Consider the following 18,724-nt stretch of genomic DNA (forward strand, 5'->3'; position numbering starts at 1 on the left):
AATTTTTGCCACGGGGTGGTCAACTTTCTGGTTAGTACAGTACCTAATTTTTGCTTGACCTTAGCAGATCGGAGAATAGCATTCTGTTGCTTCCATTATGAGTGTATTATGTATATTCGCAAAGAGGTAGAAGTAAAGAAATTTACTCTGAGGAGGAGAATAGCGTGGTACAGCAATTAAGGAAGTCAGTTATTAATTTGTATGGATTACCTTCATTTGGATTCCAGTTGTTTGTAAATATGGAAGTATTCTATTTTGCGGCATTTTTGACTGATTTTGCCAAGCTTCCGATGGCCCTGGTCGGTACGGTACTGTTGATAACAAGTATATTTGATATCCTATGGGTTCCTACGGCAGGAATAATAGTGGAAAAAAGTAATATGAGATGGGGGAAGTACCGTTCATGGTTACTGGTAGGACCTCCTTTTGCAGCGCTGTTTTTTGTTTTGCAGTTTTCTAAAATCGGTTCCCCAACCGTGAATGCTGTTTTAATTACAGTTGGCTTTGTTGTAAGTCATTTGATCTGGAACATATATTATGCAGGACATATTGCGATGAACTCCTCAATGACTCCTGTAAGAGAAGAAAGAATTGCAATGGCATCAAACAGGGGTATGTTTAACGGATTAGGAGCTATTGCTTTTTCGTTGATCGGTATGCCGCTGATTACCGCTCTGGGAAGCAAAGACAATCCGGCCATAGGTTATACCCTTACTGTTGTAATTACCGGTCTTGTAATGATAGCCTGCTATTATGTGCTTTTCTTTATAACTAAGGACTACGCTCACAGCGGAACGGCAGAAGGCGGTCAATCGTCAGAAAAACTGTCTGTGGCAGAGATGCTGAAACAAATTGTAATCAACCCGCCTCTTATAGGGTTAATGTTAGGTGAGCTTGGTAGGTTTATGGGAAGATTTGTTATATTCGGTTTGGCCTTCTATTATTTCAAGTATGTTGTCAACAATCTGGCTGTAATTACCATATTCTTTACCGGCCTTAACGTGGTTATATTCCTGGGCTCTGCACTTGCCAACCCGTTGGCCAAAAAATTCGGTGAGAGGAATGTTTATATTTTATCACTGTTAATATTTATTGTCTGCTTACTGGCAATATGGGCATTCCCAATGAATTACATTTCTTTTATGGCCTTAATGTTCGTGGCCTATTTGGGATATGCAATGCCTGATGCATTAAGTGTTGCCATGTACTCAGCTACTGTTGAATATGGTGAATGGAAAACAGGGAAAAATGCAAGAGGTTTTATTATGTCGCTGATTAGTTTCCCCATTAAGACTGCGATACTTTTAAGGAGCGTTGTTATTACTGCTATCCTTGCAGGAGCAGGGTATGTTGCGGAGATGGCGCCTACACCGGAACTGGTAAACGGTATCAAAAGCGGAATTACGCTGATACCTGCTCTTATCTTGTTGGCAGGGCTGTTACTAATATCATTCCTGTATAAGATCACGCCTCAGAAATTGGAGCAAATGCAAAAAGAGATTGCGGCAAGAAAGGCCGGGGAAGCGGCTTAAATTCAAGGCTCTCTCTTTAACAAGCTGACAGACGCAAAAACTCAGGAACTTCAGCAGGAGATTCAGGCCAGAACTGTATCTCCGGTAAGTGCATAATAAAAACAGGGGAAAGAGAGATGATTGGGCTCATCTCTCTTTCCTTAAACAGCAACTTTTGTACGCTGTAATGGTGAAACGACATTGCTCCGAAACTGCTTATTGTTTTACCATTACAGTGCTTTATGAACAGCAAATAAAAAATTTATCAAATTAGTATCTACCTGTATATACATGTCTATATATAATTTAACATGGATCACTTCGTTTGTCAATGGCTAATGGCTAATTATTTAATGGAAAGGAGAAGTTACATGGCGGCCAGACCTTCTGCCAGTGTTATTAATCTTTTTAGTATTGGAGAAACGGGCTTTCAGCTCATGATGTATTTAGCGGTTACCTACTATGCTTATTTTTTGACGGATGTAGCGGCTGTTGGGGCTGCAACAGCAGGTACAATATTGTTAATTGCCCGAATCGGTGATGCCATTTCCGTGCCTATTGCCGGAGCGGTTATAGAAAAAACCAATCCCAGATGGGGCAAATACCGTTCCTGGCTTTTGATGGCACCTCCGGTCACGGCCATCCTGTTTATCCTCATGTTTACGAACTTCAGCGCTATGAATACTGCAGCAAAGGCTGTAGTCCTGGGGATATTATATGTGTGCGCGCATTTTTCTGTAAACCTAGCCTGGAGCGCACAAACAGCCCTGATACCTGTCATCGGAGTAGAACAGGAGGACAGGGTAGCGCTTTCTTCCCGAAGACAGCAAGCTGTTTCTGCAGCTCAGATCCTGTTGGGCATTATTGCTATGCCCATGGTCATCACCCTGGGAGGGGGTAACGAGGCCAGAGGGTTCTTCCTTACGGTTACTGTTTTCGCCATTTTGCAGGTGCTCGGTTACAGGTTAATGGCCCGTGTGTCCAAGCCCTGGGTAGTGGACCTTCAAACGGAAGCAAAGCAGACCGTGACACTGAGGGATATGTTGAAGCAGATTTTCTCTAACAAGTATTTATTGATATTCTTCATCGTTGAGGTATGTATCCTTACTGCCAGGTACATGATTCTGGGGCTGAACGTTTACTATTTCAAATATGTCGCCCAGAACATGATGCTTTCCTCTGCTTTCTTTACCGTTGTCAGTGTCGGAATGTTGGTTGGTTCTTTTGCCGGTGGATTACTGGCCAAAAAGGCTACCAAGAAACAAATTTATGTATCGGGTTTGAGTTTTGAGGTTATTTGCTTTGCCTTGATGTGGGTAGTTGCTGAAAATCCTATAGCGTTTATTGCCTTAAATGGGCTGGTTTCCTTCGGTACAGGCCTGGCCAATTCGGTGATGTACGCTGTATATGCCGATATATCTGAATACAGTGAATGGAAAACCGGTAAAAATGCAAAGGGACTTATTATGTCCTTAAGCGCCCTGCCGATTAAAATCGGGGTAGCTTTAAGCGGCGCTATTATCGGCTTTAGTCTGGCCGCCATTGGCTATGTGGCCGGGGCAGAACCAACTGCTGAGCTAACCAGGTCCATCATTTTGGTGGCCTCTATGGTACCGGGGTCTATTGCTGCCTTGGCCCTTGTTGGAGTATTTTTCTACCGGCTAGATGAAAAAAGAGTTCAGAAAATAAGAGAGGAAATTCATGCAAGAAAGAGTGTTGCTGCCTAACGACTGCAGGTGTATGGAAAGAAAAAAGAGAAGATAATACAAAGAGAGAGGGGTTCTCTCTCTTTGTATTATTGTCTGCTATAATAAAAAAGTATCAATTTGTGTTTGAAGTTAAACAGCGAAGTCGTATTAACAACTGGAGGGATTGCGTTGAAACGTTACAAAGTATTCTTTCAACCGGGAGACATGGAAGTGGAAGTAATGGAAGGCAGTACCATAATGGAAATAATGAATGAGGCGGGACTGGACTTTGATTTCCCCTGTGGAGGCAGAGGAAAGTGCGGCAAATGCCGGGTGAAAATTTTACAGGGAGCGAGTCGGCCGACGGCTCAGGAAGTAGATATCCTTGAAGAAAGTGACCTGAAACAGGGTATACGCCTGGCTTGTTTAACTAAAGTTTATGGCAATATGTCCGTGGAACTGCCCAATTATAAAAAGCTGGAACACAACATTTTAATGGCTTCAGAGGAACGGTCTTTCCAGCTCGAGCCGCACCTGAAGAAAATATTTATTGAAGTAGACAGGCCGGACCTGGAAAATCATCGTTCTGACTGGCAACGTTTCAGGGACGGTCTTGCCAGGGGCGGTTATGACAGTCTTGACAGCGAGGTGCCGCTGGCTCTTTTTCGCCGGCTGCCGGATGCTCTTCGTCAAGCCCAAAACCGGGTTACTGCTGTTATGTATGGCAGTAAAGTAGTGGGCATCGAGGAACGGGATACTACAGCGACAATGCTGGGCATGGCGTTTGATATCGGGACCACTACCATTGTGGGATATCTCCTGGACCTTTATTCGGGAAAGGAATTGAGTGTTGTATCAACTCTTAATCCCCAGACTAAATACGGTGCTGATGTCATTTCGCGAGTCAACTTTGCCGGGCGGGAAGAACAGGGGCTTAATAAGTTGCAGACTGCTGTAGTAGAAGCACTGAATAAACTGATTGGTGAAGCGGCAGAAAAAGCAGGAATCAGCAGGAACCATATCTACGGGGTTTCAATTGCTGCCAACACCTGTATGCATCATCTTTTTTTGGGCATTAGTCCCCAAAGTATTGCCGTATCGCCATATGTACCGGCTGTCAGTGAACCGGTAGTGGCAAAGGCTGCAGAACTCCGAATTGACATAAATCCGGCCGGAAAGATATTTGTGCTGCCCAATATTGCCGGCTTTGTCGGGGCCGATACGGCAGCGGTATTATTGGCTGTGGAATTGGACCGGAGTGACGATATCAAGCTGGTCATAGATATTGGCACCAACGGGGAAATTGCCCTCGGATCAAAAGAAAAGATGGTGGCCTGTTCCGCTGCAGCGGGGCCGGCTTTTGAAGGGGCCCAGATCAGCAGTGGAATGAGGGGGGCCATAGGTGCCATTGACCATGTTTTCTTCAGAGATAAACTGGATTATACTGTGATAGGAGGGGTTAGTCCCCTGGGTATCTGCGGGTCTGCTTTACTTGACGTAATAGCAGGATTAGTGGAGCTGGGCATTATTGATAAACGGGGGAGATTACTGTCTTATGATAAATTAACCAATCCTGCGGCTAAAGTATACAAAGACCACCTTGTTCAGTATGAGGACCAACCGGCATTTATGCTTGTGGACGCAGAGCAAACGGGCCACGGCAGGCCGATTATGGTTACCCAGAACGATATCCGGCAATTGCAGTTGGCCAAGGGCGCAATGGCGGCAGGTGTGCAGGTTTTGATGGATACGCTTGGTATCCGGGTAAGTGATATAAAAGAAGTTCTGCTGGCCGGTGCTTTCGGCAACTATTTAAACCCGCACAGCGCATGTGTGATCGGACTGATTCCGCCGGAGCTGGAAAGCAAGATTAAGACAATTGGCAACGCTGCGGGTACCGGTGCCAAACTGGCTTTACTTTCCGCAAGTGAATACCGCAGAGCTGCTGAAATTGCCGGTAAGGTAAATTTTGTTGAATTAGGCAGTTACCCCAAATTCAACAGCATTTTTGCCCAATCTACGTATTTTCAGCCGACTCGTTAATTATGCCGGTTATTTGGTTGGAAATTATATTCAGCAAGGCTTCCGGTTAGTTGCTTTACTTTGTTTCTAGTGTTTAATTGCTTAATTTTGTTTATCTAAGCTTAAGGAAAAAGGATTGATGGAAAATGAAAGAACCGACAATTTGGGAAATTCCTCTGCCGGAAGTGACTTTGGACGAACTTTTCCAGGCCGAAGGGGCGGATTACCTTAAAAGCCCTCCCCGCCCGGGTATGGTGGAATTACGCCGCCAGATATTAGAGGAAGCAGCATCTTTGATTTGTCCCATCGCGATATGGCGTGAGGTTGGTATATCCGGCACCGGGGGACAGGAGCTATTTCTTGAGGGAGGGCAGAAGTTAACCAGTCGGCTCTTGGTGAAGGTGGCAGGAACGGCCGATAAGTTAATGTTCTTTGCCGTGACCATTGGAAAAGACCTGGAAGACCGTGTAGATTACTATAAGAAGACGGGCAAAATATTTCAGGCTTTTGTCCTTGATGCGGCCGGGAGCGCCTTTGTTGCCAAAAGCAGTATGTCCGCAGTGGGGAAAATTGAGGAGGTATGCCGACACTCGGGACGGGAAATAACTTTCCCTTTGGGACCCGGTCACTCCTACTGGACATCTCTTGAGGATATGCAGACTATTGTTCACTTTCTTCAAGCAGATAAAATCGGCCTTCACCTGACGGATTCAAACATTATTATACCCCGTAAATCCATTGCGATGGTAACAGGGGTGGGACAAAATCTGCCGGACATGAAAGGGAAAACCCATTGTGATTTTTGCGACCGTCAAAAAAACTGTAATATGAATAAATTTGGGTCTAAGCGCTGTTAATTGATAGTACCGAGGAACTATTGTCAAAATGATTAGATATATTCCAAGAAAGGTTTGAGTGTTCAGAATGGCAAATCTTGCACAAGGTTTAAGTGTTACGACTTCAGTTCGATTGTCTCCAAAACCACAGCGGGTACGGATGGCCATAGTGCTGGGCGCATTGACCGCATTGGGGCCGTTATCCATTGATATGTATCTACCGGCCTTGCCTGGGCTGGCCAGGGATTTGCATACCACTGCATCCCTCGCGCAATTAAGCTTGACTTCTTTTCTCTTAGGATTAGCATTAGGACAATTACTGGCCGGGCCTTTCAGTGATATACGCGGGCGCCGTGTACCATTACTCGGTGGGCTTATAATCTATTCGGTTTCGTCGTTGCTGTGTGCTCTTAGCCCTTCTGCCTGGATGCTGATTGTGCTGCGGTTCCTGCAAGGCCTGGCGGGAGCTGCGGGTATAGTAATAGCCCGCGCCATTGCCAGGGATCTTTATTCGGGGTCAAAGCTAACCAAATTTGTTTCCCGTTTAATGTTGGTTAACGGTGCCGCACCGGTCCTTGCACCCATTGCGGGGGGCCAGCTTTTGCGGTTCACCTCCTGGCACGGAGTGTTTGTTGTTTTGACTGTTGTGGGGATTAGCTTATTTATGGCAGTTTTTTTCTGGATACCTGAGACACTGCCTGTTGCAAGCCGGGCCAGGGGAGGGATCGGCAACACCTTAGGAGTATTGCGCCAATTGGTTTGCGACCGCACTTTTATGGGATATGCATTAGCTCAAGGCATGGTTTCTGCGGCCATGTTTGCCTATATTTCCGGTTCGCCTTTCGTTCTGCAAAATATTTTCGGTGTTTCACCGCAGACGTTCAGCCTGTTATTTGCAATTAACAGCTTTGGAATTATTATTGCCGGTCAGGTTACCGGCAGACTGGCGGGGATAGTCAGTGAAACCAAACTGTTTACCACGGGAATTGGAATATCGTTTTTAGGAGGCATTTCGCTTCTTGGCGCAATATTGACTAAGGCAGGATTATTCCCCATTTTACCACCTTTGTTTATGGTAGTTTCGAGTGTTGGGATTGTGGGCTCTGCAGGTTTTTCGCTGGCCATGCAAAATCAGGGGCATGCGGCAGGCAGCGCATCGGGGTTGCTTGGAGTGCTCTCATTTATTTTAGGCGCTTTCGCCGCCCCGCTTGTCGGTCTTGGCGGGAGCCATACAGCCATACCTCTAGGTGTAGTGATTGCTGCCGCCGGCTTTGGGTCAGTTCTGTGCTATATGTTTCTAATACGCCGGCGAATAGCCAAGGTTTAAAACCTGTAGGAGTAAGGGGTCGGGACAGAGGTTGGCAAACAGGTTTTTATAAGCTATATGTCAATTACTGGGGGTGACAATATTCTCTCGAATATTGTCATTTTTTTGTTTGGTAAAAATTCTTAATAAGATAGTTAGACTTAGTCATTTTCTGCTCTTGACAAAAGGAAGACAGCGTGGTAATTTATAATTAAATACATGTATATACAAGTAGATACATTTTTGCTGTGGAGAAAATTGTCCTGGGCAAATAAGAAAACTAAGAGGAATTCGAAAGGAGTACATAAGTGATGAGCCCTTTAGTCACTATAACTAAAAACCGCAATCAACATCTTTTGCAAAAGGAACGGGAACTGGCAAGCAAGATTAGGGTAGGAGAACTTGACCATGTCTGGGATATTTTTGATGATATACTTATGAATATATATAGAATGGAACTTTATAATATTGAAGTAATAAAGGTCAGGGTTTTGGAACTCATGCTGGTATTGTCCAGGGCGGCAATTGACAGTGGAGCTGATTACGGGAAAATTTCGGAGATAAACCACGATTTTGTAACTTATATTGCGGGCCTGAAAACGATTGAAGGCGTATCTCAGTTTGCCCGCCAGATTTTACAGGCTTATATCGAAAGTAGGCCAGCAAAAAACCCCAGAGGAGAGGAATTGGTACAGCAGGTTAAGGAATTTATTTTAAAAAATTACCACAGGCGAATTACCTTGGAGGACATAGCCAAATCTGTTCACATAAGCCAGTATTACCTGAGCCACTTGTTTAAAGAGGTTGAAGGGATTTCGGTAATAGAATATTTGACCAAAGTCAGGATAGAAAAAGCCAAGATACTTCTTCGCAACCCTAAATACAGTATTTATGAGATTTCAGAAAAACTGGGGTTTAAAGAGCCCAGCTACTTTACGAGGGTTTTCAGAAGCAGAGAAGGCAGGACGCCCAGTCAGTTCAGGAAACTGGGGTAAATCTACCAGGCGGGTTTATAGGAGGGGTGGGTGGGGTGACCCGGCTACCCCGGAGCTTTGTGCTGCAAAACCTTGCCAGGAAGGCAGCGTTCCCGAACTCGATGGCTCATATTGCATTTCTAATAAGTCAGGCCGCCTCCCGTCCGGGCACTCAACCTGCGTTGAGCGCCGGACTTCCCGGCGGCCTTCGCCATCTTCGAACATGCGGGAACTCCCTGCCTTCCCGGCTGGAAATTAATTTATTACTGCCGCTCCGCCAGGGGCACGTATTCCTTTCTGGTAACTACGCTTTTGTAAGCCGGTCGCATAATAGTCTTTACGCTGATGAGTTCTTCCAGCCTATGGGCGCACCAGCCGGCTATCCTGGAAATGGCAAAAAGCGGTGTACACAGTTCACTGGGAATACCAAGCATATCGTAAACGAAACCTGAATAAAAGTCTACATTTACACAGAGATGCTTTTTTGACTTTTTTACCCGCGCAAAGACCTTGGGAGCCAGTTTTTCTATAGTAGTATAGAGATTGAATTCGTCCAGCCGTTTTTTTTCCTGAGCCAAGTCGAAAGCCTTCTTTTTCAGCAGTACCGCCCGTGGGTCTGATAAGGTATAAACAGCATGCCCGAGGCCATAAATCAGCCCCGATTTATCAAAAGCTTCCCGGGTCAGGATTTTTTCCAGGTACCATTCGATTTCTTCTTCATCGGTCCAGTCGGTAACATGCTCTTTAATATTTTCCATCATCTTCATAACCTGCAGGTTGGCTCCGCCATGCTTGGGCCCTTTCAGGGAACCCACAGCTGCGGCAATGGCTGAATAGGTATCAGTACCGGTGGAAGATACCACCCGGGTAGTGAAAGCTGAGTTATTCCCGCCACCGTGTTCAGCATGCAGGACCAGTGACAGATCAAGCAGGTCAGCCTCTGTTTTGGTATATTCTCCCGTCTGTCTGATCATGTATAGGAAGTTTTCCGCTGTACTGAGTTCGGGCCGGGGTTTATGAATAAACATACTCTGCCCTTTATGGTAATGGGCCAGGGCCTGATAGCCATAAGCCACAAAAACAGGGAAACGGGCGATCAATTCAATACTCTGCCTGAGGACATTTTTAATCCTGATATCGTCGGGGTTGGGGTCGTAGGAATAGCAGGCCAAAACACTGCGGGCCAATTTATTCATGATGTTTTTGCTGGGCGCTTTCAGAATCATGTCCCGCATAAAGCCTTCCGGTAAGAGCCTGTAATTACCCATCATTTGCCGGAATTTAGCCAGGTGTTCGGCATTAGGTAATTGGCCGAAAAGGAGCAGGTAACAAACTTCCTCGAAACCGTGGCGCCCTTCTTTTTGAAAACCGTTAACAATGTCCTGGATATTAATCCCCCGGTAAGTAAGGCGTCCTTCAACAGGGATTACCTCTTCTTCGTCAACGATGTAGCCGTGTACCTCGCCGATTTCGGTAAGCCCAACCAATACACCTGTTCCGTTACTGTTGCGCAAACCTTTTTTTACATCGTATTTTGTATAACTTTCTGTATTAATTTTATTATTGGTTTTAGCTAGTACAGTAAGTTCGTCAATAAACTCAAGGTACTCTTTATTGCTCATATCGTAGACCTCCATTATCACGCCAAGGCTAATAATTTCTCAAATATATTGTGTGATTTGACCGTAAATTACTTATTTTCTGCCAAAACAATGCATTTTCCTGCCTCTAAGGCAAGATTTGTTTCGTTTTTTGCCCGTAACATATTGTGGCTTTTGTGCACATTTGTGTCTCCGGGGAATTACTACTATAAGTTAAAATAATTCTATAAATAAAGATACTCACCTTTAGGAATGTTTTGCCGAAAAAAAGCTGCCCGGCGGCAGCTTTAACTTTTGTCTTTATTGTGTTTGTCCAGCTTTTTTCTGGCTCTCACGGCAAAGGTGGACAGGGTTCCCATGGGGCAAACGGAGCACCATGTCCGGGGTTGGTATTTTATGCCCAGTACAATGGCAAAAAAGGTTGTAATCAAAATCAGCCGTTCAAAAACAAGGCCGATGAGGGCGGGGTTGCCATGGGCTTTATAGATGCCCCAGGCAAAATTACCCAATAGAAAAATTAATATGCCGTTTTTTACGTAATCTGTGGTAAGTAGTTTGGGGATTTTGCCACGGGTACTCATGCGGCTTATTATCTTACCCAAAAAACTACCCCGTGGACAAAAAGAACCGCACCATATCCGGCCGCCTTTAACGTAACCATATACTACGGGGGCGGCCATACATACAACGGCTACTATCCCGATAGGGGGATAAAACCAGCCCGCTATTAAAAAAACGATAAGAATAATCCAGACCCAATCGGTAAGTGACAGTTTTTTACTCATTATTTCCCGAACCTCGCTTATTTTACTACCAGTCGTTATTATTGTTTTCATATGCCGGATTTTTATTTACAAATAGAAAATTTTTCGAATATGCAGGGAACCTTGGTTTGATATATCCTGCGGCAAGTCTCCTGGTGAACCAGATTCAGCGAAGCCCCTACAGAATCTTATCTAGCAAGGACGTTTTTCATGGTATAATAAACTCAGAACCGGTAATTAATGCCGGAAGAAAAGAGCTCTTTGCTTAACAATTTTTGACAGAAAGCGGCGAAGGATAAGATGGAAGGGCAAAAGGAAGTCTTGAGATTAAATGGGGTTGGGTTTCGTAAGAGTGAAAAAACTATCCTGCAGGACATTAGCTTTTCAGTGCTGGAAGGTGAAACTGTTGCCATCGTCGGACCTTCAGGAGCGGGGAAGAGTACCTTGCTTTTTTTGCTGAACCGGCTGGCAGACCCCACTGAAGGCAGCATATATTATCTGGACAAACCGTTAAATTGCTACCCTGTTTTGGAACTGCGTCGGCAAATAGGCATGGTTCTGCAGCAGCCGGTCTTATTCCCGGGTACCCTCAGGGAAAATATCCTTTATGGGCCGTTTCTGGCAGGCCGGGATAGTGTAGTTGACCTGAGGAAATATATAGACCTGGCCGGTTTGGGCGGTATTGCACTGGACCGGGAAGTAAGTGAGCTTTCAGGCGGGGAAAAACAACGGGTTGCCTTGGCGAGAACCCTTGCCAATGAACCGGCGGTCCTTCTCCTGGACGAACCCACCTCGGCCCTGGATCCAGGTTCAACAGACGTGGTGGAAAAGACTGTCCAGCTTTTAAAAAAGAAAAAACGTCTATCTTGTGTGTGGATTACCCATAACCTGGAGCAGGCCCGGCGTATCAGCGACAAAATCCTTGTGTTGATCAACGGCAGGGCAGCGGCTTTTGGAGACACTGAAACAATTCTGACGGACCCTGCTTATCGTCAGGCCAGGCTTTTTTAACCAGTGGAAAAAATAGGGGGGAATAAAGTGAGCAACGCGGCGCTTTTAGCATCTTCGGGATTGGTTCTTTTTACCCTGCTTATTTCATATTGGCAACACCTAAAATTAGAAAAAGAAATTTTTATCGGTACGGTCCGGGCAGTTGTGCAACTGTTTTTGATCGGGTTTGTTCTCAAATACATATTTGACCTCAACGACTGGCGGTTCACGTTAGCGATGCTGCTTGTTATGACCGTTGTAGCCTCAGTAAATGCCGCCAAAAGAGGGAAGGGCATTCCCAGAGTACTTTTTATTACCACTTCCGCCATTCTGGCAGGAGCCTCCATTACCCTTGCCATTCTTATAACTGTACAGGCAATTGCTTTTGTTCCCTCAGAGACTATCCCCGTGGCCGGCATGGTGATCGGCAATTCCATGGCTGCTACAGGCCTGACGTTGACTCGTTTGAGACAGGCTATCGAAGAAAAACGCTGGGAGATTATCACTTCTTTATCTCTGGGAGCGACGCCCAGGCAGGCAGTTGTCGTTAGCCTGCAGAAAGCAATTAAAATGGGCATGATGCCAACCATTGATTCCCTGAAAACAATGGGTATTGTCCAGTTACCGGGCATGATGACGGGTTTAATACTGGCCGGGACAAATCCAGTTATTGCCGTACGTTATCAAATCATGGTGGTGTTTATGATCAGCGCGGCTGTGAGTATATCCTGCTTTGTGGCAAGTACATTGGCTTACCGCAGTTTTTTTACCGCTGCTTATCAATTACGAACTGATTTGCTTACCAAATAACCGTCCCAAACAAAATAATTTTTTTCGTGACATCGGTCACATACAAAAACGGCTTTTGGTGGAAAAATGTTATTAGAGGTGAATGAGATGAATTCGTTATTGCCCATCAAATTAGCCGTTTCATTTGTCACCGGATTTTTGTTTTGGTTTTTCGTTCTGTTAATCATGACGGCCTATGCATTTATGCCGGGCAAAGAGGCCCATTCCGTAGTTTTTATGGCTGTTGTTCCTGTTCTTTACCTGGTCGGAACAACTTTGTTTTTTAATAAATTATTTAAAAACCATGGTTGGAAAGAGAGTTTAATTAACTTTGGCCTGATTCTTTTCATGGCGGGATTATCCCTGGTGGTTCTTGATACCATATCAAAAATAATGTAGGAAAAACTGTCAGAAACCGGTCACCGGTTTTCCGTCAATATTGACATCCACCTGTCCCAGGTGGACGGCCACAGCCTTTACTTATTTTAATTTTACCTCAGCCGGAAACATTGGGCAACTGTTAAAGCCTGAGCATGGATTTCAGCAGTTTCTCATTTTCTGCTGTATCTTCATCGCCGGTCAGAATGTTGTCCAGTTCGCCGATACATTCCTTAAACAGGGCGATTTTACTGCTCAGAATGTGAAAAATCTTCTCTTCTACCGTATCCTGCAGCACGAAATTATATACGTATACTTCGTCGGCGGTTTGGCCCAGGCGGTCAATCCGGCCAATCCTCTGTTCCACCTTCATGGGGTTCCAGGGCAGGTCAAAGTTTACTATCACGTTGCAGAACTGGAAGTTTAAGCCTTGGCTTCCTGAATCGGTGCATATCATGACCCGGTAATCTTTGTTTTGAAACAGCCATTTGGTGTACTCTTTTTGATTGCGCCTTAACTTGCCGTTAAAATGGATAAAGTTGATACCCAATTCGTTGAGCCAGCGCCCGATAAAGAACTGCGTCTGCATGTATTCGGTAAAGACTAGGATTTTACCTGGATGTTTCTGCAAAATAGCCTGCAGATGATATAATTTCATGGGCAGGGGGCATTCTTCGAGCAGAGGCAGTAGTTCATCCCGGCCCATATTCTGCAAAGTGGCGTACAAAGCCGAAGGGCTGCTGCAGTACTCTTTGGTCAGGGTTAGGCGCAGAAAGGACCCCCTCAGCTCCTGCAGGGCCTCGTAGATCTGTTTTTCTTCCGGCCGCAACCTGATAGGTATAAGTTGTACCCTTCTCTGGACCTTCTTTTCTGTCTGGTCCCTGGTGAGATTGCGAATCATTATATCGGACAGCTTATCCTTCAATTCGGCCATCAGGGCCTTGGGATGCAGTTGGTAGTATTCCAGGAAACTTTTATAGTCTCTGAAAAGGGTAGGGCGGACCAGACTGACCAGGTTATAGATTTCTTCCAGGTTATTTTGCAGTGGGGTTGCAGTCAATAATATCAATCCCCTGGTTTTTAAGTCATTGACCAGTTTCCAGTTTTCAGTTTTCCTGTTTTTCAGCTTATGTGCTTCATCGACAATGACCAGGTCGTAAAAACGGGAAAGTAGCATCTCCCGGTGTTCGGCCCGCTTGGCTTTATCGAGAGAACCGATCACAAAGTTATAATCCCAACCCCATGGTCCTTTACGGCAAATCCAGAAATTCAGGTCAAATTTTTTATAGAGCTCGTCACACCATTGGTGTAGCAGTGTTGCCGGGGTGAGCACCAGGATGTTCCTGTTTTTGTCCTGGTGAACCAGTTCTTTAATCACCAGTCCTGCCTCGATTGTTTTGCCCAGTCCCACTTCGTCGGCGATTAAGGCCCGGCAGTCCATTTGGTGGAGTATGCGGTGTGCCGTTTCGATCTGGTATTGGTGTGGTTTGAAAGGCAAATCCTGTAAACACTGCAGCAAAAGGAAACCACCCCCGATAAAAGATTTACGCAATTAGTATTTACCTGCAAATTTAAAGGCATGGCAGGTAGTTTTTGTTTTCCCTGTAAAGATAGGGTTTATATTGGCCTGTTATCGGTGTACAATATCACTGAGACCAGATAAGGAAATGGGGATTTGATGAGATTGGCAGAGGGAAAAAGGTATAACGATTATTCCAGCCACTTGGCTGAAAAATTCGGCGGAAAGGTTTATAAACTGCCTGTAAACATACCGGGAACGTGCCCGAACAGGGACGGTGTGCTGGGGCACGGTGGGTGCATATTTTGTGATGAGGAAGGGTCCGGTTTTGAGTGTCTGCCCAACACCCTCACGGTCAGGGAACAGATCAGGGAAAATAAAAAATTCTTTATGAAGCGTTTCCATGCGCAAAAATTTATTGCCTATTTTCAGGCCTTTACCAATACCTACCTGCCTTTTGACCGGTTTTGTAGCAATATGCGGGAAGCTGTTGAGGACGAAGATATAATCGGGATTTCTGTCTCCACCCGGCCTGACTGTATAAATGACGCTTATCTTGATTTCGTGGCCTCCCTGCAAAGGGAACGGAATCTGGCCATTGATATAGAATTGGGCCTGCAGACAGTAAATTATCATACGCTGCAGAAAATCAACCGGGGGCACGGACTGGCGGAGTTTATAGATGCCGTGTTGCGAATCAAGCAGAGAGGATTTGCGGTGGTTAGCCATATCATCCTGAACCTGCCCTGGGATGATGAAACCGATGTTATTGAAAACGCAAAGATATTATCGGCCCTGGGGGTTGATTATGTTAAATTGCATTCCTTGTATATAGTGAAAAGGACGGTTTTGGGCGATATGTACAGTCGCGGGGAGTTTAAGGTCATTTCCCTGGAAGAATATGTGCGGCGGGTGGTGACTTTTTTGGAATACCTGGACCCGGCTATAGTCATCCAAAGGCTGGTAGGCAAAGGACCGCAGGGGAACATGTATTTTTGCAACTGGGACACGAGTTGGTGGAAGATCAAACAGTTGATCGAGGAGACGATGGAACGGTTGGATACCAAGCAGGGGGCCAAATTTGACTATCTAAACGGCAAGGCCCTTTTTGCCGGGAAACTGGTGGAAAGGTAAACTTATTAACTTTTAACCACTGATAAATTAATAACTTTTTGGGGGGTGGGCGCATAGATTATAAGGAAACTAAACTGTTGAGGTGATAATGTTATGTTTCCTTATCACTATCCCACCGACCATCGGTCTCTGTTTGACAATTTTGGTAAGTTCTTGCGGGATGTGGAGAAGGCTGCCAATGATGAAGCACAGGCGGCGCTGTTTTATACGCAGCTAATGGATATGGCCGAGAAGGAATTTGACAAAGAGCAAATAAAACATGCCCGTGATGATGAAAGAAAGCATTTGTGCCAACTGCGCCGGTTATATTACAGTCTTACGGGCCGCTATCCGGCGGTAGAAGAGCCCGTTCCGACCGAGACCACTTATAAGGCTGGGTTAAGAAAAGCTTTTCAGGACGAATTGGAGGCGGCAGAGTTTTACCGGGCCATGCTGTTGGCGACCCGGGATATGCACATAAGAGACCTGTTATTTGAAATCATGATTGATGAGATGGAACACGCTGACCGGTTTAGTTTTATTTATCCAAAATAGAAATAATGTTTTCTTTTTCGGTACCAAGAGTGGTGCTCGGACCGTGCCCCGGATAAACTACTGTGTTATCCGGGAGGGCTAGGAGTTTTTTTAGTGAAGCAGTTAAAGCTTCGGGGCTGCTGTCGGGGAAATCTGTACGGCCCACTGCGCCTTTGAAGAGGGTATCGCCGCTGAACAGGAGATTGCCGGCCTTAATGCAGATACTGCCCGGCGAATGCCCCGGCGTCTCTATGATTTCCAGAGTGACGCGACCTATTTTAAGGGCAGACCGCCCCGACAATGGAACGGTTTGCACTCCGGTTTTCACCCTGGACCCAAATAAAGCGGACAGGTTTTTAACCGGGTCCGCCGGCTTGTATTGGTCAGCCGCATGGATAAAGACTTCTAATGAAGGATATTTTTCTTTGAGAGCAGTAAGGCCGATGATATGGTCAAAATGCCCGTGGGTCAGGATTACATAAATGGGCAAGAGTTTTTCTTTTTCCAATTTGGACATAATTTCTGCCGGTTTTCCGGCATCGATTACGGCAGCTTTGCCGCCACTGCTGACAATGTAACTGTTGGCAGCGTCATTGTCTCCGGGGATTGGATATACCGTTATTTCCGGGCTTTTTCCGTCTTTCGGCCGTTCTACACACCCGGTAACCAAAAAGGTTACAGAAATTAAAACTGCCAGAAGACAGTTAACTGATTTAAAGGATGTATATTTTTGACCCAAAAGGACCATTTCTTTTTCCCTCCGGCTAAAATAAAAGCAGGGTAGAAATATCCTGCTTCCGATTCAAAGACGTAGGTTGAGCTGCGAAAAGACGCTGCACCGGTACTTTTGGGCCGCTGTACCGGTGAAACAGCCTTTGCTTTGTGGAGGCCGCTACACCGGTGAAACAACCGTTGCTCCAAGTCTACGGGCAGAGCCGGTGTAAACTCCGTTCGGTTGAAATTATTGAGTCGCAACTTGTTGTTTCACCGGGCAGCGGCCTCTTTCTCACCCTTACCCAAGGCAGGGTAGGCAGGGTTCTCCGCCTACCGTTTGGGAGCGACTGCGCCCACAAAACCGCTGCCGGGCAGGCAGGGAGTTCCCGCATGTCCGAAGATGGCGAAGGCCGCCGGGAAGTCCGGCGCTCAACATAGGTTGAGTGACCGGACGGGAGGCGGCCTGACTTATCAGAAATGCTATATGAGCCATCGAGTTCGGGAACGCTGCCTGCCCGGCAAGGGTTTGCAGCACAAAGCTCCCAGGTAGCGGAGACACCCTCCTACCCTGCCAATATTAAAGCAACATGAGCCTTTATTTTTTATAATTATTCATGACCATGCCGGTAATCACCTTCGGATAAAAGAAGGTTGATTTCTGCGGCATTTTTTCACCGCCGGTGGCGATGGCAGTAACTTCTTCCACTTTGGTGGAGTTCATGAAAAAGGCCAACTGATATTCGCCGCTATCCACAAAGGCTTTGGCGGCATCGTCTTCCCGGACGTATTTCAGGTTGCTTTCGTCAGCCCGTTGTTTGCTACCGATGCCCAGCAGACCTTCAAGAATAAGGGTATGTAAGATGGAAACATCCAGTTGCTTCCAGGCAGCCGAATGGCCGGGCAGGTCGAGCCTGTCCACAATGCTGATATCCTTGAGGGTTAACCAGTAGAATTTACCTTCCTGGGTGTAGAGGCCAAACGAGGGATTAACAGCTCCGCGCCTTTCCAACTCGGCAATAAACTGCGGCAGAGCAACATCTTTTGCCTCCTCCACATGGAAATTTTCTTGCAGGCCGGCCAGCAGCCTGTCAACATCCAGGTCAGCGATGTTGTTGACCAGCCGGTGCGTAGGGAAGACCACAAGCCCTTCGTTATACAGGTTGACCAGGGCCACCATCAGGTAATTAAACCCTTCTTTACCCCGGGCGGCCATTTCTTTGCCAAAGTTTACGGCGGTCTCATACCTGTGATGCCCGTCGGCAATAAATATCTTTTTGTCTTTCATCAGTTTTACAACGGATTCAACCGCCTCTTCATCGGATATGACCCAAAGGCGGTTGATCACACCGTTACTGTCCACGGCCTCTTCATCGGGCGGCCGGTTTCCCTTGGCTTTTTCCAGTATGGCTTCGATTTTGTGTTCTTTATCTGCATACAATCCAAAGATGGGACTGAAGTTGGCCTCGGTAGTCAGCATTAGTTCGAGGCGGTCGGCTTTATGTTTCGGCAGGGTTTCCTCGTGGGGCAGCACATCGCCTTTGCTGTAATCTTCTGCCTGTACTCCGGCTATAAAACCTGAGCGGGTCTTTTTTGCTCCTCTTGCTTCAAATTCCTGTTCGTAAAGATAAAGGGATGGTTTCGGGTCATTAACCAGGATGCCTTCCTCAACCCATGCGCGCAGAGTTTCGGCGGCCCTGGTGTAGCGGTTGTTTTCCGGGGTATCGGTGGGATATTTCTTACCGAGTTCCAACCGGATAATGTTGTAAGGGCTTTTCTCGTAAAACATTTCCTGCCCGGCCGGGTCGATGACATCATAGGGTGGGGTAACGACATCATTAAGATCGCCTATTCTGTCGAGGTTGTATCTCAGACCCCGGAATGGAATTATTACAGCCATTTAGTGCTCCTCCTTTTTTGTCTCTTTTTGGACTTTCCATTAATTTTAATATATTCCATAGCCATTTTCAACGAAAAACCGGATTTTG

At 46.0% G+C, this 18,724-nt stretch carries 17 protein-coding genes; 12 read left to right on the forward strand and 5 right to left on the reverse strand.

All coding sequences use genetic code 11. The features are described 5' to 3' along the window. Positions 1–164: 164 nt before the first annotated feature. The 6 genes from ACSNJE_RS13565 (at position 165) to ACSNJE_RS13590 (ending at position 8,358) form a co-directional block, all read left to right on the forward strand. Positions 165–1,532, forward strand: a complete 1,368-nt coding sequence (locus ACSNJE_RS13565; protein ID WP_461570332.1) for an MFS transporter — start codon at positions 165–167, stop codon at positions 1,530–1,532. A 350-nt stretch (positions 1,533–1,882) separates the two neighbouring features. Beyond that, on the forward strand, positions 1,883–3,238 hold the full coding sequence (locus ACSNJE_RS13570) for an MFS transporter (RefSeq protein WP_474774655.1): 1,356 nt from the start codon (positions 1,883–1,885) through the stop codon (positions 3,236–3,238). Positions 3,239–3,388: 150 nt separating this feature from the next. Beyond that, the gene (locus ACSNJE_RS13575; RefSeq protein WP_474774657.1) at positions 3,389–5,242 is read left to right on the forward strand and encodes an ASKHA domain-containing protein; all 1,854 of its coding nucleotides are present in this window, start codon (positions 3,389–3,391) and stop codon (positions 5,240–5,242) included. A 125-nt stretch (positions 5,243–5,367) separates the two neighbouring features. Beyond that, entirely contained in the window at positions 5,368–6,078 is a 711-nt protein-coding gene (locus ACSNJE_RS13580; RefSeq protein WP_474774659.1) for a Vitamin B12 dependent methionine synthase activation subunit, read from the forward strand. 139 nt (positions 6,079–6,217) lie between these two features. Continuing rightward, a complete protein-coding gene (locus ACSNJE_RS13585; RefSeq protein ID WP_474774660.1) occupies positions 6,218–7,384 on the forward strand; it encodes a multidrug effflux MFS transporter in 1,167 nt (388 codons plus the stop codon). Between the two features lie 290 nt (positions 7,385–7,674). Then, entirely contained in the window at positions 7,675–8,358 is a 684-nt protein-coding gene (locus ACSNJE_RS13590; RefSeq protein WP_052217363.1) for a helix-turn-helix transcriptional regulator, read from the forward strand. Between the two features lie 242 nt (positions 8,359–8,600). On the opposite strand, the gene ACSNJE_RS13595 is transcribed toward ACSNJE_RS13590, so the two are convergent. Both ACSNJE_RS13595 and ACSNJE_RS13600 read right to left on the reverse strand, forming a co-directional pair. After that, positions 8,601–9,959: a citrate/2-methylcitrate synthase gene (locus ACSNJE_RS13595; RefSeq protein ID WP_495252867.1), complete on the reverse strand. Its 1,359-nt coding sequence runs from the start codon at positions 9,957–9,959 to the stop codon at positions 8,601–8,603. Positions 9,960–10,225: 266 nt separating this feature from the next. Beyond that, positions 10,226–10,723: a 4Fe-4S binding protein gene (locus ACSNJE_RS13600; protein ID WP_052217361.1), complete on the reverse strand. Its 498-nt coding sequence runs from the start codon at positions 10,721–10,723 to the stop codon at positions 10,226–10,228. 279 nt (positions 10,724–11,002) lie between these two features. Here ACSNJE_RS13600 and ACSNJE_RS13605 point away from each other — a divergent pair, with 279 nt between their 5' ends. The 3 genes from ACSNJE_RS13605 to ACSNJE_RS13615 all read left to right on the forward strand — a co-directional run bounded on the left by ACSNJE_RS13605 (position 11,003) and on the right by ACSNJE_RS13615 (position 12,880). Then, positions 11,003–11,713, forward strand: a complete 711-nt coding sequence (locus ACSNJE_RS13605; RefSeq protein ID WP_495252868.1) for an ABC transporter ATP-binding protein — start codon at positions 11,003–11,005, stop codon at positions 11,711–11,713. A gap of 27 nt (positions 11,714–11,740) precedes the next feature. Beyond that, on the forward strand, positions 11,741–12,502 hold the full coding sequence (locus ACSNJE_RS13610; RefSeq protein WP_495252869.1) for an ABC transporter permease: 762 nt from the start codon (positions 11,741–11,743) through the stop codon (positions 12,500–12,502). 87 nt (positions 12,503–12,589) lie between these two features. Next, positions 12,590–12,880 carry a hypothetical protein gene (locus tag ACSNJE_RS13615; protein ID WP_013121437.1) on the forward strand — a complete coding sequence of 97 codons (291 nt, stop codon included), beginning with the start codon at positions 12,590–12,592 and terminating at the stop codon, positions 12,878–12,880. 121 nt (positions 12,881–13,001) lie between these two features. On the opposite strand, the gene ACSNJE_RS13620 is transcribed toward ACSNJE_RS13615, so the two are convergent. After that, a complete protein-coding gene (locus ACSNJE_RS13620) occupies positions 13,002–14,378 on the reverse strand; it encodes a DEAD/DEAH box helicase (RefSeq protein ID WP_495252870.1) in 1,377 nt (458 codons plus the stop codon). A 159-nt stretch (positions 14,379–14,537) separates the two neighbouring features. Here ACSNJE_RS13620 and mnmL point away from each other — a divergent pair, with 159 nt between their 5' ends. Continuing rightward, positions 14,538–15,512, forward strand: coding sequence for a tRNA modification radical SAM protein MnmL/YtqA (gene mnmL, locus ACSNJE_RS13625; RefSeq protein WP_495252884.1), 975 nt, complete (start codon positions 14,538–14,540; stop codon positions 15,510–15,512). 93 nt (positions 15,513–15,605) lie between these two features. Continuing rightward, positions 15,606–16,046, forward strand: coding sequence for a ferritin-like domain-containing protein (locus tag ACSNJE_RS13630; RefSeq protein ID WP_013121433.1), 441 nt, complete (start codon positions 15,606–15,608; stop codon positions 16,044–16,046). Here ACSNJE_RS13630 and ACSNJE_RS13635 read toward each other — a convergent pair. After that, the gene (locus ACSNJE_RS13635) at positions 16,030–16,773 is read right to left on the reverse strand and encodes an MBL fold metallo-hydrolase (protein WP_495252871.1); all 744 of its coding nucleotides are present in this window, start codon (positions 16,771–16,773) and stop codon (positions 16,030–16,032) included. The genes ACSNJE_RS13630 and ACSNJE_RS13635 overlap by 17 nt on opposite strands. 152 nt (positions 16,774–16,925) lie before the next feature. On the opposite strand from ACSNJE_RS13635, the gene ACSNJE_RS13640 reads away from it, so the two are divergent. Further along, complete coding sequence (locus ACSNJE_RS13640; protein WP_474774402.1) at positions 16,926–17,177, forward strand: hypothetical protein; 252 nt, start codon at positions 16,926–16,928, stop codon at positions 17,175–17,177. 157 nt (positions 17,178–17,334) lie between these two features. Here the strand turns inward: ACSNJE_RS13640 and ACSNJE_RS13645 are convergent, their stop codons facing one another. After that, positions 17,335–18,636: a DUF1015 domain-containing protein gene (locus tag ACSNJE_RS13645; protein ID WP_474774401.1), complete on the reverse strand. Its 1,302-nt coding sequence runs from the start codon at positions 18,634–18,636 to the stop codon at positions 17,335–17,337. Positions 18,637–18,724 lie beyond the last annotated feature (88 nt).

Source organism: Thermincola sp. GK-1 (assembly GCF_059412445.1).